Source organism: Flexivirga sp. YIM B11880, from assembly GCF_058148645.1.
Genome location: NZ_JBMAMH010000009.1, coordinates 86,945 through 100,884, shown reverse-complemented (window position 1 = coordinate 100,884; position 13,940 = coordinate 86,945). Strand labels below are relative to the sequence as shown.

General features: G+C 68.8%; 11 protein-coding genes. 2 read left to right on the top strand and 9 right to left on the bottom strand.

The features are described 5' to 3' along the window. Positions 1-73: 73 nt before the first annotated feature. Entirely contained in the window at positions 74-1,243 is a 1,170-nt protein-coding gene (locus tag ACN8HC_RS13920; protein ID WP_490075438.1) for a sugar ABC transporter substrate-binding protein, read from the bottom strand. A gap of 226 nt (positions 1,244-1,469) precedes the next feature. Here ACN8HC_RS13920 and ACN8HC_RS13915 point away from each other — a divergent pair, with 226 nt between their 5' ends. Continuing rightward, positions 1,470-2,756: an LCP family protein gene (locus tag ACN8HC_RS13915; protein ID WP_490075437.1), complete on the top strand. Its 1,287-nt coding sequence runs from the start codon at positions 1,470-1,472 to the stop codon at positions 2,754-2,756. A 146-nt stretch (positions 2,757-2,902) separates the two neighbouring features. Beyond that, positions 2,903-3,418, top strand: a complete 516-nt coding sequence (locus ACN8HC_RS13910; protein ID WP_490075436.1) for a DUF3145 domain-containing protein — start codon at positions 2,903-2,905, stop codon at positions 3,416-3,418. Between the two features lie 105 nt (positions 3,419-3,523). Here the strand turns inward: ACN8HC_RS13910 and fabF are convergent, their stop codons facing one another. From fabF to ACN8HC_RS13870, 8 genes are all read right to left on the bottom strand, one after another. Beyond that, positions 3,524-4,768: a beta-ketoacyl-ACP synthase II gene (gene fabF, locus ACN8HC_RS13905; RefSeq protein ID WP_490075435.1), complete on the bottom strand. Its 1,245-nt coding sequence runs from the start codon at positions 4,766-4,768 to the stop codon at positions 3,524-3,526. 384 nt (positions 4,769-5,152) lie between these two features. Then, the gene (locus ACN8HC_RS13900) at positions 5,153-5,401 is read right to left on the bottom strand and encodes an acyl carrier protein (protein WP_183319463.1); all 249 of its coding nucleotides are present in this window, start codon (positions 5,399-5,401) and stop codon (positions 5,153-5,155) included. 152 nt (positions 5,402-5,553) lie between these two features. Further along, the gene (locus ACN8HC_RS13895) at positions 5,554-6,633 is read right to left on the bottom strand and encodes a beta-ketoacyl-ACP synthase III (protein WP_490075434.1); all 1,080 of its coding nucleotides are present in this window, start codon (positions 6,631-6,633) and stop codon (positions 5,554-5,556) included. Positions 6,634-6,637: 4 nt separating this feature from the next. After that, on the bottom strand, positions 6,638-7,570 hold the full coding sequence (locus ACN8HC_RS13890) for an ACP S-malonyltransferase (RefSeq protein WP_490075433.1): 933 nt from the start codon (positions 7,568-7,570) through the stop codon (positions 6,638-6,640). 99 nt (positions 7,571-7,669) lie between these two features. Continuing rightward, entirely contained in the window at positions 7,670-8,797 is a 1,128-nt protein-coding gene (locus ACN8HC_RS13885) for a PucR family transcriptional regulator (protein WP_490075432.1), read from the bottom strand. A 77-nt stretch (positions 8,798-8,874) separates the two neighbouring features. Continuing rightward, positions 8,875-11,634, bottom strand: coding sequence for a pyruvate dehydrogenase (acetyl-transferring), homodimeric type (aceE, locus tag ACN8HC_RS13880; protein ID WP_490075431.1), 2,760 nt, complete (start codon positions 11,632-11,634; stop codon positions 8,875-8,877). 147 nt (positions 11,635-11,781) lie between these two features. Next, complete coding sequence (locus ACN8HC_RS13875) at positions 11,782-12,603, bottom strand: bifunctional allantoicase/(S)-ureidoglycine aminohydrolase (RefSeq protein WP_490075430.1); 822 nt, start codon at positions 12,601-12,603, stop codon at positions 11,782-11,784. A gap of 15 nt (positions 12,604-12,618) precedes the next feature. Then, the gene (locus ACN8HC_RS13870; protein ID WP_490075429.1) at positions 12,619-13,863 is read right to left on the bottom strand and encodes a DUF6986 family protein; all 1,245 of its coding nucleotides are present in this window, start codon (positions 13,861-13,863) and stop codon (positions 12,619-12,621) included. Positions 13,864-13,940 lie beyond the last annotated feature (77 nt).

Below are 13,940 nucleotides of genomic sequence, written 5' to 3'. Positions count from 1 at the left end.
TCCTAGACGGCGGGGGAGGGGCCGGGCGGACGGTCGGTCCGCCCGGCCCTACCTCGGTCGAGTTGAGCGGTGCTTACTTGACGCCGACCGCGGTGCACTTGGCGGCGTAGGCGCCGGCGCAGGTCGTCGACTTCGGTGTGTAACCGTCGTTGATCGGCTTGGCGACGTTGGCCTTGGTGATGGCGATCGGCGTGGCCAGGATGGCCGGCACCTCACGGCCGGTCTGGGTGTCCTTGATGTGCTGCGTGGTCTTCGGCGCCTGGCCGTTGGCCAGCTGCGCGGCCGCGTCGACGACCGGGTAGGCCTCTTCCTTGGACGGCTTGTAGATCGTGAAGCACTGGGTACCGTCCATGATCCGCTGCAGGCCTTCGACCGTGGCGTCCTGACCGGACACCGCGACCTTGCCGGCCAGCCCCTGCTTCTTCAGGGCGGTGACGACCGAGCCCGCCATACCGTCGTTCGCGACCATGACCGCGTTGACCGACGGGTTCTTCTGCAGCATCGAGGTGAAGATGATGCCCGCCTGCTGGTTGTCCCAGTTGGGCACCGACTGGTCGGCGACCTTGGTCCAGCCCTTCTGGTTCTTCAGCACCGAGTCGTAGCCCTGCTTGAACAGCGTGGCGTTGTTGTCCGTCGGCGCGCCGTTGAGGTCGACATACTTGACCGCCGACTTGCCCTTGACCTCCGAGCACTGGGTGAGCGTCTGGCCCTGCAGCTTGCCGACCTTCACGTTGTCGAAGGACACGTAGAGGCTGGCCGAGCCGCCGAGGGTCAGCCGGTCGTAGTCGATGGTGTAGACGTTCTTGGACTTGGCCGTCTTCTCGATCTGCGCAGCGGAGGCGGAGTCGAGGTTGACCAGCGCCAGGACCTTGACGCCGTTGTTCATCATCGTCGTCGCGATGGTGGTCATCTGCTGTGCGGAGCCATTGGCGTTCTGGATGTCGCAGTTGAGGTTGTCCGCCTTGCACCGGGCCTTCAGCGCCTCGGGGTCGGATGAGATCCACCGGTTGGAGGACTGCCGGTCGGGCAGGATGATGCCGACCTTGGCACCCTTGCCGTCCATCCCGCCGGACGCGGCGGTCGACGAGCCGCTGCTGCCGGCGCTGGTCGTGCTTCCGGTCGCGGCCGACGTCTTGGCGCCGCTGGAGCCGCCGCTGCCGGAGCCGCCGCCGCTGCTTCCGCAGCCGGCGAGAGCGACGATGCCTGCTACCGCACACACCGTGCTGAGCGCACCTTTGCGCATGGTTCCACCTTTCCGATCAACTCGAGGGCCGATCCACGGGCTCGAGCCGCTGTCATTGAATATGTTGCGAACGGCAACATATCCCCTCCGCCGGTGATGCGCACCACATTTCGCGCAGATCGGTCGCTGTTCTGCACATCGTGACCGTCCCGTGACGTGCCGCGTTCGGCATACGTACAGGCGGCGCACGACCAATGCGCGGGTTGGACACCTACCGTCCGGTGTCATGGGTGAGGACGTCGGGCCGCGGACTCGCCAGGTGGCGCGGCGGCGGATCGGCGTCGGCCTGCTGATCGCCCTGCTGGTGATCGTCGGCAGCGGCATCGGCTTCTATCTGCATCTGAACGGAAACCTGCGGACTGCTGCGCTGACGTCCGGCGGTCACCGGACCACGGACCCGGCAGGGCACGCCGCCATCAATGTGCTGGTGATCGGCTCCGACACCCGCGCCAGCAGCGCGGACTGCGCGATCGGCGGCGACTGTTCGGCCGCCTCGGCGACCTCCACCAAGGCGACGTCCGTCGCGGCCAATGCCGATGTGTTGATGATCGTGCACATCTCGGCAGACCGCAGCAACGCGACCGTGATGAGCATTCCGCGCGACACCATGATCACCGTGCCGGCCTGCACGGACAGCGCGACCCCGGGGACCGAGGTTCGCCGGACAGCCCGGATCAACAGCACCTTCCAGTACGGCGTCAACTGCACGGTCGCCGCCGTCCATCAGCTGACCGGCATCGTCATCGACCACTTCCTGGTCATTGACTTCCAAGGTGTCGTGAAGATGTCCGATGCGATCGGGGGAGTGTCCGTCTGTGTCGACGACGACGTCTACGACCCCTATTCGCACCTGAAGCTGAGCAAGGGCACGCACACACTGCAGGGCCGGGCAGCGCTGGAGTTCCTGCGCACCCGGCACGGTTTCGGTGACGGCAGCGACATCGGACGGACCGTCGCGCAGCACATCTTCCTCTCCTCGATGCTGCGCAACATGGAGAGCGCGTCCACCCTCGCCGACCCGCTCAAAGTCCTGAAGCTCGCCAACGCGGCCACCTCCGCCGTCACCGTCGACACCGGGCTCGGCAGTGTCACCAAACTCACCTCGTTGGCCTACCAGCTGAGTGAGGTTCCGGGCTCCCGAACGACATTCGTGACGATGCCCACGACACCCGACCCGGCCGATCTCAACGCGGTCGTCGCGGCGTCCAGCGCACGCAAGCTCTTCACCGAGATCGCCGACGATGTGAGCCTGAGCAGCGCGACGAGCGGGCCTGCCGTTCCCCGGTCCTCCGGTTCGTCGGGCGTCCCGAGCACCATCGCATCGTCGGCGGGCCGCACCTCGCCGGACCGGCCGGCCGAGTCGCCCTCCGGTGACGAGCACGCGACGACCGTCACCTCGGCCACCGGATGTGCGCAGGTCAGCACCGACCGCACGGTCACCGTGAACGGCCTCGCGATGACGCCGACCCAGGCCTACGAGATCAGTCCGGCCATTCCGGATTCGGCGCCCTGAGAGGCGTCTTGCCGGCATGGCTGGTGCTCCTGTGACGGATGAGGCACAATAGGCGACAGAACCGCACAAGGCGCACGGCGCATGCCGGACCACCGCACGCGAGGTCGTTGGGGAAGACGTCCCTCGCAATTCGTCAGGAGGCCCGGATGTCTGCCGCAAACGCGCGCGCCGTGACCCGCGGGGTGGTGTTCGTGCACTCCACCCCTGCTGCGCTGTGTCCGCACATCGGATGGGCGCTGGAGAGCGTCCTCGGCGCTGCCGCACCCATCGAGTGGATCAAGCAGCCGGTCGCACCGGGCACGCTGCGCACCGAGCTGTCCTGGATGGGTGAACCCGGCACCGGCGCCAAGCTCGCCAGCGCGCTGCGTGGCTGGGCAGACGTGCGCTACGAGGTCACCGAGGAGCCCAGCCCTGGCTGTGACGGCTCGCGTTGGTCGCACACGCCGTCGTTGGGCATCCACCACACCTGGACCTCCGCGTCGGGGGATGCGGTCGTGCCCGAGGACCGGTTGCGTGCCGCGCTCGCGGCGAGCAACGGCGACCCGGAACTGTTCCGTGCCGAGATGGCCGAGCTGCTCGGCGTCGCCTGGGACCAGGAGCTCGAGCCGTTCCGGTATGCCGGCGAGGGCGCGCCGGTGCGGTGGTTGCACCGGGTTTCCTGAGCCCACGCGTCCCGCACGCGAATTGACCGGCAGGGTGAACGATCGAGCGGCGTAGCGAATCCAGGTGACTCTCTACGCCGCTCGATGCGGTCGGATGCCGCTCGATCAGACCGACTTCAGCACGATCGCGATGTTGTGGCCGCCGAAGCCGAACGCGTTGCTCATGGCGGCGAGGTCGCCGTCGGGCAGCTTGCGGTTGCCGTCGATGACCAGGTCGGCGTCGATCTCCGGGTCCACCTCGGTGACGTTGATGGTCTGCGGCACGACTCGGTCGTGGACCGTCTGCGCCAGGATGACGGCCTCGATGGCACCGGCGGCGCCGAGCAGATGACCGGTCATCGACTTGGTGCCGGTCAGGCAGACGTCGTCGAAGGCATCGCCGAAAGCCCGCTTGATCGAAATGATCTCGGCCTTGTCGCCGACCGGCGTCGACGTCGCGTGCGCGTTGACGTGCGCGATGTCCGCCGGTGTCAGGCCGGCGGCGTCGATCGCCTCGTTCATCGCGCGGGCCTGCGCCACGCCCTCCGGGTCACCGGCGGTGATGTGGTAGGCGTCGGCCGACATACCGAGACCCGCGAACTCGGCGTAGATCTTGGCGCCGCGCGCGACGGCGTGCTCGTAGGACTCGAGCACCACCACGCCGGCTCCTTCGCCGAGCAGGAAGCCGTCGCGGTCGGTGGCCCAGGGTCGTGAGGCACCCTTCGGGTCGTCGTTGCGGCGGGAGAGTGCCTGAGCCGCAGCGAACCCGGCGATCGGCAACGGGTGGATGGCGGCTTCGGTGCCGCCCGCGATCGCGACGTCGGCGCGGCCCTCGCGGATCATGTTGGCCGCCATCCCCATGGACTCGGCGCCGGAGGCGCAGGCCGACACGGCGGTGTGGGCGCCGGCGCGCGCCTTGAACTCCAGCGAGACGTTGCCGGACGCCGCGTTGGGCATCAGCATCGGGACGGTCAGCGGGTAGACCCGCCGCGGGCCCTTCTCCTTCAGGACATCGTATTGGTCCAGCAAGGTGTGGACGCCGCCGATGCCGGTGCCGATCGCCGCGAGCAGGCGCTCGGGCTCGACGTCCGGCGCGCCGGCGTCCTGCCACGCCTCACGGGCGGCGATCATCGCGTATTGCGCGAACGGGTCCGCCCGGCGGATCTCGACCTTGGGCAGCACCTCGCTCGGATCCTGCTTGAGGCTGGCGGCGAAGGTGACGGGCAATTCGTAACGCTCGAGCCACTCGGCCGGCAGTGGCTTGGCACCGGATTCGCCGGCAAGCAGGGCCTCCCAGGTTTCGGGGGCCGTGCCACCGACCGGCGTGGTGGCGCCGAGGCCGGTGATGACGACGCGCTTGTCTGCGGTCATGAAACGGGGCTCCTAGGAAGGTGGTTCAAAGGTATGACGAAATGCGTTGCCCGCGGTGCTACTCGTGGGAGCAGCACCGCGGGCACAGCTGCAGCAGAGCTGCGGCCGAGGTACGAGGCGTAGCTCAGCACGGCCGAAGGCCCGAGGGCACGACCAGGGCAGAGCTGCAGCCGAGGTACGAGGCGTAGCTCAGCACGGCCGAAGGCCCGAGGGCACAACCAGGGCAGAGCTGCAGCCGAGGTACGAGGCGTAGCTCAGCACGGCCGAAGGCCCGAGGGCACGACCAGGGCAGAGCTGCAGCCGAGGTACGAGGCGTAGCTCAGCACGGCCGAAGGCCCGAGGGCACAACCAGGGCAGAGCTGCAGCCGAGGTACGAGGCGTAGCTCAGCCCTGGGCGTTCTGGATGTACTTGACGGCGTCGCCGACGGTCGTGAGGTTCTTGACGTCGTCGTCGGGGATGCGCACGCCGAACTTCTCCTCGGCGTTGACGACGATCGTCATCATGGACAGCGAGTCGATGTCGAGGTCCTCGGTGAACGACTTGTCCAACTGGACGTCGGCGGCGTCCACGCCGGTCTCTTCGTTCACGATGTCGGCAAGGCCCTGCAGGATCTCCTGCTCGCTCTGCGCCATGTCAATGCTCCTTTTGCGTTGGGTTCTCCCGTGGGGGCTGACCCGGATGACCCGCCGGGCCGCGGGAAGTCGTTCGGGATCGACTCTAGCCGGGGTCCTCGCGAAGTATCGACGGAGGAGCGAAGCGGGGGAGTCGAACTTCGTGGGGTGGGCTAGGGCAACTCGATGACCTGGGCCGCATAGACCAGCCCGGCACCGAAGCCGATCTGCAGCGCGAGGCCGCCGTGCGGGACCTCGCCCTCGCGCAGCATGCGTTCGGTGGCGAGGGGGATCGAGGCGGCGGAGGTGTTGCCGGTCTCGGCGATGTCTCGCGCGACCGGGATGTCCTCCGGCAGTTTCAGCTGTTTGATCATCGCGTCGATGATCCGCATGTTCGCCTGGTGCGGGATGAACGCGTCGAGGTCGTCCGCGGTGATCCCCGCCTTGTCGAGCGCCTGCTGGGCGACGGGCGCCATACCCCAGACCGCCCAGCGGAAGACGGACTGACCGGCCATCGCCATGGTCGACGCCTCGGCGATGTTGGCGACCTCGAATTTGCTGTAGTCCGGCTCCTCGCCGGTCGCCTCGACGTGCTCCCAGATCCGGCGGATCTCGTCCCAGCCGACGCGTTGCTGGATCGCCGACCACTTCTCGCCGTCGGAGCCCCAGACGGTCGGGCCGATGCGCGGCACATCGGACGGTCCGACCACGGCCGCGCCGGCGCCGTCGGCCAGAATGAACGACGTGCCGCGGTCGTGCCGGTAGGTCCACTGCGACAGCTTCTCCACGCCGATGACCAGCACGTAGTCGGCGCTGCCGGCCCGCACCATGTCGCTGGCCGTCGCGATGGCATAGCAGTAGCCCGCACAGGCGGCGGAGATGTCGAACGCCGGCACACCCTGCGCGCCCAGGCGGACGGCGAGCAGCGGTGCGGCCGCGGGGGTTTGGAAGGGGTGGCTGATCGTCGCCATGACGATCGCGCCGATCTGATCCGGCGTGATGCCGGCCATCTCCAGCGCCGGCCGGGCGGCCTCCTCGGCCATGTCGACCACCGACTCGTCCTCGCGGGCGAAGCGCCGGGTCTTGATCCCGGAGCGCTCCTGGATCCACTGGTCGGAGGAGTCGATCCAGGTGCAGACCTCCTCGTTGGTCACCACCCGCTCGGGCCGGTAGCCGCCGACGCCGAGGATGCGTGAGTAGCGGCTCCCGCCGGGGGAGGAGATGATGCCGGTGTGCTTCGGCTGCACGGTCATGGGATCAGTTTCCTTCGGTCGTGTGCTCGCGGATCAGCTCACGGGCGTTGTCGAGGTCGTCGGGGGTCTTGACGGCGACGCTTGCGACGCCGCGCATGCCGCGCTTGGCCAGGCCGACGAGCGTGCCCGCCGGGCAGAGTTCGATGAGGCCGGTGACGCCGAGATCGATCATCGTCTGCATGGCCGCGTCCCACCGGACCGGGCCCGCGACCTGGGCGACGAGCCGGTCGAGCACCTCCTGGCCGCTCGTGACGGCGCCGCCGTCCTTGTTGGACAGCAGGGTGACCTGCGGGTCGTGAGCGGTGAGCGTGGCGGCGTGGCTGCGCAATTCGTCCACCGCCGGGGCCATGTGTTCGGTGTGGAAGGCGCCCGCCACCTGCAGCGGTATGACGCGGGCCTTCGGCGGCGGCGTCTCCTGCAGGGCCGCCAGTTGCTCCAGGGTGCCGGCCGCCACGATCTGCCCCGCGCCGTTGCGGTTGGCGGGGGTGAGGCCGTGCGACTCCAGCACCGCCAGCACCTCGTCCTCGGCACCGCCGAGCACCGCCGCCATGCCGGTGGGGGTGGCAGCGGCGGCGCGCGCCATACCTCGTCCGCGCTGGGTGACGAAGCTCATCGCGTCGCTCTCGCTCAGCACACCCGCGGCCGCAGCCGCGGTGATCTCACCGACCGAGTGACCGGCCAGCACGGCGCCGGACGGAACCGGCGCGCCGTCGAGAAGTGCGCCGAGGGTGCCGAGACCGGACGCCACGATGAGCGGCTGGGCGACGGCCGTGTCCTTGATGGTCTCGGCGTCGGAGGTCGTGCCGTGGGCGACGAGGTCGCTGTCGGAGACCTTCGCGAGCCGCTGGAGGTGTTCGGCGAACCCGGGCAGCTCCAGCCAGGGTGCGAGGAAACCGGGGGTTTGCGAGCCCTGTCCAGGGCAGACGATCGCTAGCACGCTTCTACTGTGCCGGATGCGGGCGGCTCATGGCGTCACCGAATCCGACGAAGCTCACCGGCCTTCTTTGGAGGAAACCTCCAAAAAGGCACTCTCAGCTCACAAGCGGGAGAGCGCGAGCGCGAGCCGCACCGCGAACGCGTCCCGGCTGTCGGTCAGGTCGTAACCGGTGAGTTCGGCGATCCGCCCCAGCCGGTAGCGCACCGTGTTCGGGTGCACGAAGAGCGCCCGTGACGTGGCCTCCAGCCCGCCGTGGTCGAGGTATGCCGGCACGGTGTCTCGCAGCCCGGGGCGGTCGCGCAGTGGGCGGGTGACCTTGTCGACGAGCGTCCGGCGGGCGCGGGTGTCGCCGGCGAGGGCGCGTTCGGGGAGCAGCTCGCCGGCCGCGCAGGGACGAGGGGCCTGCGGCCAGGCCGCCGCGGCCGTGTATCCGGAGAGCGCGGCCCGGGCGCTTCGGCCGGCGGCATACAGATGGGGGACGCGTGGGCCGACGACGACCGGTCCGCCGCCCCAGTGCCCCTGGAGGTCATCCGCGATCGCGAGTCCGTCGTCCACGCCGCCGAGGATGGCGATCAGCAGGTTGCGCTGCACCGAGGCGAGTGCGACCAGCCCCTCATGAGCTGCCTTGCGCCGCAAAGCATCCAGGGCCTCCGTGCCCGGGCCGGGTGGCGCGGCACCGGCGATCACGACGACGCCGCGCACGTCGTTCCAGCCGAGGGCGGCCACCCGCGAGCTGAGGGCGTCGTCGGCCTCGGCGCGCAGCACGGCGTCCACGACCAGGGCCTCGAGGCGGGCGTCCCAGGCGCCGCGGGACTCGGCCGCCTGGGCGTAGACGTGCGCGGCGGCGAAGGCGATCTCGCGCGAATAGGTGAGCACCGCTTCGCGCAGCTGGTGTTCCTCGCCGGCCGCCGCGAGCTGCGGCACGTGCTCCTCGACGACGTCGATGGCGGTACGCACCATCTGCAGCGTCTGCTGCAGCGCGATGCTGCGGGTCAGCTCACGCGGCGCGGTGGCGAAGACGTCGATCGGCATGGCCGGCGTCGCCTCCGGCGCCCGATACCACGCGATGAACGCCGCGATGCCGGCCTGCGCGACCAGCCCCACCCACGAGCGCTCGTCGGCCGGCAGCCGCCGATACCAGCCGTAGCTCTCGTCGAGCCGGGCGATGGCGGCGGTGGACAGCAGGTCGGCGCTGCGTTCGAGTTGCTGCCCGGTGGTTGTGGACATGCGCCAAGCGTAAGGGCCGGACACGGCGAGCGCCTCGCAACGACGGATCGGTGCGAGGCGCTCGGGGGCAGGCAGTGTCAGGCGTCGCCGCCCGCGTTGCCGCTGGTGCCGGCCTGCGGGTTGAGCAGGTCGTACTTGTCGGCCGCCTGGCGGGCCAGGCCGGGGTCGACCTCGCCGCGCGAGGCAAGCTCCTGCAGCGTGCGCACCACCATCGACGGGCCGTCGATGTGGAACACGCGGCGCGCCGCAGCGCGGGTGTCGCTGAAGCCGAAGCCGTCCGCGCCGAGGGTGACGTAGTCGCCGGGCACCCAGGGACGGATCTGCTCCTGCACCGAGCGCATCCAGTCGGACACCGCCACCACCGGCCCAGGGCGGCCCTGCAGCTTCTGGGTGATGAACGGGACCTGCTGCTCGGCGTCCGGGTGCAGGAAGCGCAGCTCGTCGCACGCCTCACCGTCGCGGCGCAACTCGTTCCAGGACGTCACCGACCAGACATCGGCCACGACACCCCAGTCCTCCTTGAGCAGCTGCTGGGCCTCGAGCGCCCACGGCACACCGACGCCGGAGGCGAGCAGCTGGGCACGCGGCGCGTTGTCGGCACCGGAGGTGTCACCCTCGGCCACCAGGTGGATGCCGCGCAGGATGCCTTCGACGTCGGCGTTCTCCGGCTCGGCCGGCTGCTGCATCGGCTCGTTGTAGACGGTCAGGTAGTAGATGACGTTCTCGGCGTTGTCGCCGAACATCCGCCGCAGCCCGTCCTGGACGATGTGCGCGATCTCGTAGCCGTATGCCGGATCGTAGGCAACGACAGCAGGATTGGTCGCGGCGAGGAGCAGCGAGTGCCCGTCGGCGTGCTGCAGGCCCTCACCGGTGAGAGTGGTGCGGCCGGCGGTTGCGCCGATCAGGAAGCCGCGGCTCATCTGGTCGGCGGCCGCCCAGATGAAGTCGGCGGTCCGCTGGAAGCCGAACATCGAGTAGAAGATGTAGATCGGCACCATCGGCAGGCCGTGCGTCGCGTATGAGGTGCCGGCCGCGGTGAACGCGGCGACCGAGCCGGACTCGTTGATGCCCAGGTGCAGGATCTGGCCGTTGGTGGCCTCCTTGTAGGCGAGCATCAGCTCCGCGTCGACCGAGGTGTACTGCTGGCCGTGCGGGTTGTAGATCTTCGACGTCGGGAAGAAGGAGTCCATGCCGAAGGTGCGCGCCTCGTCCGGGATGACCGGCACGACGTGCTTGCCGAACTCCTTGTCGCGCATCATGTCCTTCAGGATGCGCACGAACGCCATCGTGGTGGCGATCTCCTGCTTGCCCGAACCCTTCTTCGCCGCTGAATAAGCTTTCTCGTCAGGCAGTTTCAGCGCACTGGCGGTGTGCCGCCGGTCCGGCACGGCACCGCCGAGCTTGCTGCGCCGCTCGCGCATGTACTGGATCGCCGGGTCGTCCTCACCGGGGTGGTAGTAGGGCGGCAGGTAGGGGTTGTCCTCGAGCACCGCGTCACTGATCGGGATCTTCAGCGAGTCGCGGAAGTCCTTCAGGTCCTGCAGCGTCAGCTTCTTCATCTGGTGGGTCGCGTTGCGCCCGGCGAAGTGCGTGCCCAGGCTGTAGCCCTTGATCGTCTTGACCAGGACCACGGTCGGCTGGCCGTTGTGTTCGACGGCGGCCTGGTAGGCGGCATACACCTTGCGGTAGTCGTGCCCACCCCGCTTGAGCTTCCACCAGATGTCATCGTCGGTCCAGTCCTTGACGAGCTCGCGGGTGCGCGGGTCACGACCGAAGAAGTGCTCCCGCACGTAGGCGCCGTCATTGGCCCGGAACGTCTGGTAGTCACCGTCGCGGGTGGTGTTCATGACGTTGACCAGCGCGCCGTCGCGGTCGGCGGCGAGCAGCGGGTCCCAGCCACGACCCCAGATGCACTTGATGACGTTCCAGCCGGCCCCGCGGAAGAAGCTCTCCAGCTCCTGGATGATCTTGCCGTTGCCGCGCACCGGGCCGTCGAGCCGCTGCAGGTTGCAGTTGATGACGAAGGTGAGGTTGTCCAGCTCCTCGTTGGCCGCCAGCTGCAGCAGACCGCGGGACTCCGGCTCGTCCATCTCACCGTCGCCCAGGAACGCCCAGACGTGCTGCTGGCTGGTGTCCTTGAGACCGCGGCCGTGGAGGTACTTGTTGAACTGCGCCTGGTAGATCGCGTTCATCGGGCCGATACCCATGGACACGGTCGGGAACTCCCAGAAGTCGGGCATGTTCCGCGGGTGCGGGTATGACGGCAGGCCGAGGCGCTGACCCTGGACGATGTGTGAGTGCTCCTGCCGGAAGCCGTCGAGCTGGTCGGTCGAGAGACGTCCTTCGAGGAAGGCGCGGGCGTACATGCCCGGGGAGGCGTGGCCCTGGAAGAAGACCTGGTCGCCGCCGCCCGGGTGGGCCTTGCCGCGGAAGAAGTGGTTGAAGCCGACCTCGTAGAGAGTTGCTGCCGAGGCGTAGGTGGAGATGTGCCCGCCGACTCCGACGCCGGGCCGCTGCGCGCGGTGCACCATGACGGCGGCGTTCCACCGCATCCAGGCACGGTAGCGGCGCTCCACCTCTTCGTCGCCGGGGAACCAGGGTTCGGCCTCCGGGCTGATGGTGTTGATGTAGTCGGTGGCGGTCAGTGAGGGCACACCGATCCGCCGCTCCCGGGATCGCTCGAGCAACTTGAGCATGATGTAGCGAGCCCGGGTCTGCCCGACCTCATCGATCAGCCCATCGAGCGAGGCCAACCACTCCTCGGTCTCCTCGGGGTCGATGTCCGGCAGTTGGCTGGGTATGCCGTTGAGGATCGGTCCTGCGTCCTCGCGCGCCATGAGTGGCTCCTCTCATGCACGTGTCGCATCTTGTGTCGCGACCGCGATGTCGTTTTCTCGGGATTTCCGGTTGATTCCATCTTCCACCTCGTCCGAGGGGAAGCGTTGGGGGTCTCGGTTACTGGTCAGTAGTGAATGGCTGTCGAATCAGGGGAGGTTCAGCGGCGCGTGGCGGTGCACGTCCTTGTAGAGCAGGTAGCGGAACCGCCCCGGTCCACCGGCGTAGCAGGCCTGCGGACAGAAGGCGCGCAGCCACATGAAGTCGCCCTCCTGGACCTCGACCCAGTCCTTGTTGAGCAGGTAGACGGCCTTGCCCTCGAGGACGTAGAGGCCGTGCTCCATGACGTGCGTCTCGGGGAAGGGGATGGCGCCGCCCGGCTCGAAGGTCACGATGTTGACGTGCATGTCGTGTCGTACGTCGTCGGGGTCCGCAAAGCGCTGCGTGCCCCAGGCGTCATTGGTGTCGGGCATCATGCCGATCTCGACGTCGTCCTCGTGGGTCACGAACGACTCGGGCACGTCGATGCCGTCGACGACGGCATACCGCTTGCGGATCCAGTGGAACGTCGCGGTGGCGTCGGTGTCGTTGTGCAGCGTCCAGGTCTCGCCCGGCGCCAGGAAGGCGTAACCACCGGCAGGGAGGCGGTGTTCGGTGCCGGCGAGGTCGAGTCGCAGCTCGCCGTCGACGACGAAGAGGACGCTCTCGGCGTCCGGGTTGGTGTCCGGCCGGTCGCTCCCGCCACCCGGACCGACCTCGACGATGTACTGGGAGAAGGTCTCGCTGAACCCGGTGAGCGGACGCGCGATGACCCACAGGCGCGTGTTGTCCCAGAACGGCAGCCGGCTGGTGGTGATGTCGCTCATCGTGCGGCGGGGGAGCACCGCGTAGGCCTCGGTGAAGATCGACCGGTCGGTGGTCAGCTCCGTCTGTGCGGGCAACCCTCCCCGGGGCGTGTAGTACTGCGTCATTGTCGCTCCTGTCCTTTAACGTGTCAGCTCGGTGAGCTGGGAAACCGTGAGACGGCAACTAGATTCGACCTCGTCGGCGCCGACGGCGCCGCAGTGCACGCCGCGCAGCAGCGCCGCCGCCAGCATGCGGGCGGTGGCCGGCTCGTCCATCACGTCGCCACCGGAGGTCTGCTGGACGTATGCCGCCAGCCGCGCCGTCGCACTCGGCAGCGCCCGGCGGAAGAAGAGGAAGTTCGCGAGGTATCGAGAGACCAGGTGGCCCGGGTGCATGTCCCAGCCCTGATAGATGCCGCGCACCAGGGACCGGGTGACCAGGCCGGTGTGCAGCCGCCACGTCGCGTGCGCGGACTCGCGGTCGCCGAAGGCCACGACGTTGGTCGACCCGTCGCAGATGTGGGTGCCGGTCTGTGCGGCGGCGACCTGCATGACGGCCTTGGCGTGGTCGGCAGCCGGGTGGTCCAGTGCTTGGTAGGCGGCTGCGATGCCGAGCCCTGCGCTGTAGTCGAAGGTGCCGTAGACGAGCGAGCTGACCCGGCCGGGGGCCGCGTGCACCATCCGGGCGACCGCGGCGGTGCCGTCGCCGGCCAGGATCGCCTGCGGCGTCTCCACCTGGATCTCGAAAGCCACACTGCCTGAAAGGAGTCCGAGCTCCTCTTCGAGTGCCGCGCACGCGGTGTCCATCGCGGTTGCCTGGTCGACGCTGGTCACCTTCGGCAGGGTCAGGACGTTGCCCGGCAGGAGGCCGGCGTCCGTCATACCGCGCTGGTAGTCGACCAGGGTGCGCACGCCGCGCGCCCGGGTCGGCGCCTCGAACGACTTGAACCGGATGCCGTGCCACTGCGGCAACTCGTCGGTCTTGGCGAGCTCGGCGAAGCCGGCGAGCACGTCGGCGAGGTGGCGGTCCTCGGCGTCGTCGGACCGCACGCCGTAGCCGTCCTCGAAGTCGGCGCGCAGGTCCTCGATCGGCTCCTGCTCCAGCTTGGCCACGATCCGGTCGTAGACGGCGGCGACGTCATCCTCGGGCTCGCCGGTGGCGCGGGCGAGTTCGGCTGCGGTCGGTGCGTATGACGCGAGCAGTTCGCGTGCCGTCGCAGCGAACGCGCGCACGTCGTCGGCGGTGCAGCGGTCGGCCGGCAGGTAGACGGTGTGCACGGGATGACGGCCGGTCGGCGGCCCGGGATAATGACGCACGAGTGCGGCATCGGCGTCGCCGAGCGCTTCGTCGAGACGCTCGGTGAGTGCGGTGCGGAAGTCGGACACGGTCGCTCCTTTTCAGCCAATATTCCGTATTATGGAGTATAAATTCCATGTTGGCGAATACAGGACCGTAGAGGAGT

What these genes read in the sequence shown, in the direction of transcription:
- aceE (WP_490075431.1), bottom strand. Translation starts at nt 11,634, where the DNA reads ATGGCGCGCGAGGACGCAGGACCGATCCTCAACGGCATACCCAGCCAA.
- ACN8HC_RS13885 (WP_490075432.1), bottom strand. Translation starts at nt 8,797, where the DNA reads ATGTCCACAACCACCGGGCAGCAACTCGAACGCAGCGCCGACCTGCTG.
- ACN8HC_RS13895 (WP_490075434.1), bottom strand. Translation starts at nt 6,633, where the DNA reads ATGACCGTGCAGCCGAAGCACACCGGCATCATCTCCTCCCCCGGCGGG.
- ACN8HC_RS13920 (WP_490075438.1), bottom strand. Translation starts at nt 1,243, where the DNA reads ATGCGCAAAGGTGCGCTCAGCACGGTGTGTGCGGTAGCAGGCATCGTC.
- ACN8HC_RS13875 (WP_490075430.1), bottom strand. Translation starts at nt 12,603, where the DNA reads ATGACGCAGTACTACACGCCCCGGGGAGGGTTGCCCGCACAGACGGAG.
- ACN8HC_RS13900 (WP_183319463.1), bottom strand. Translation starts at nt 5,401, where the DNA reads ATGGCGCAGAGCGAGCAGGAGATCCTGCAGGGCCTTGCCGACATCGTG.
- ACN8HC_RS13910 (WP_490075436.1), top strand. Translation starts at nt 2,903, where the DNA reads ATGTCTGCCGCAAACGCGCGCGCCGTGACCCGCGGGGTGGTGTTCGTG.
- fabF (WP_490075435.1), bottom strand. Translation starts at nt 4,768, where the DNA reads ATGACCGCAGACAAGCGCGTCGTCATCACCGGCCTCGGCGCCACCACG.
- ACN8HC_RS13915 (WP_490075437.1), top strand. Translation starts at nt 1,470, where the DNA reads ATGGGTGAGGACGTCGGGCCGCGGACTCGCCAGGTGGCGCGGCGGCGG.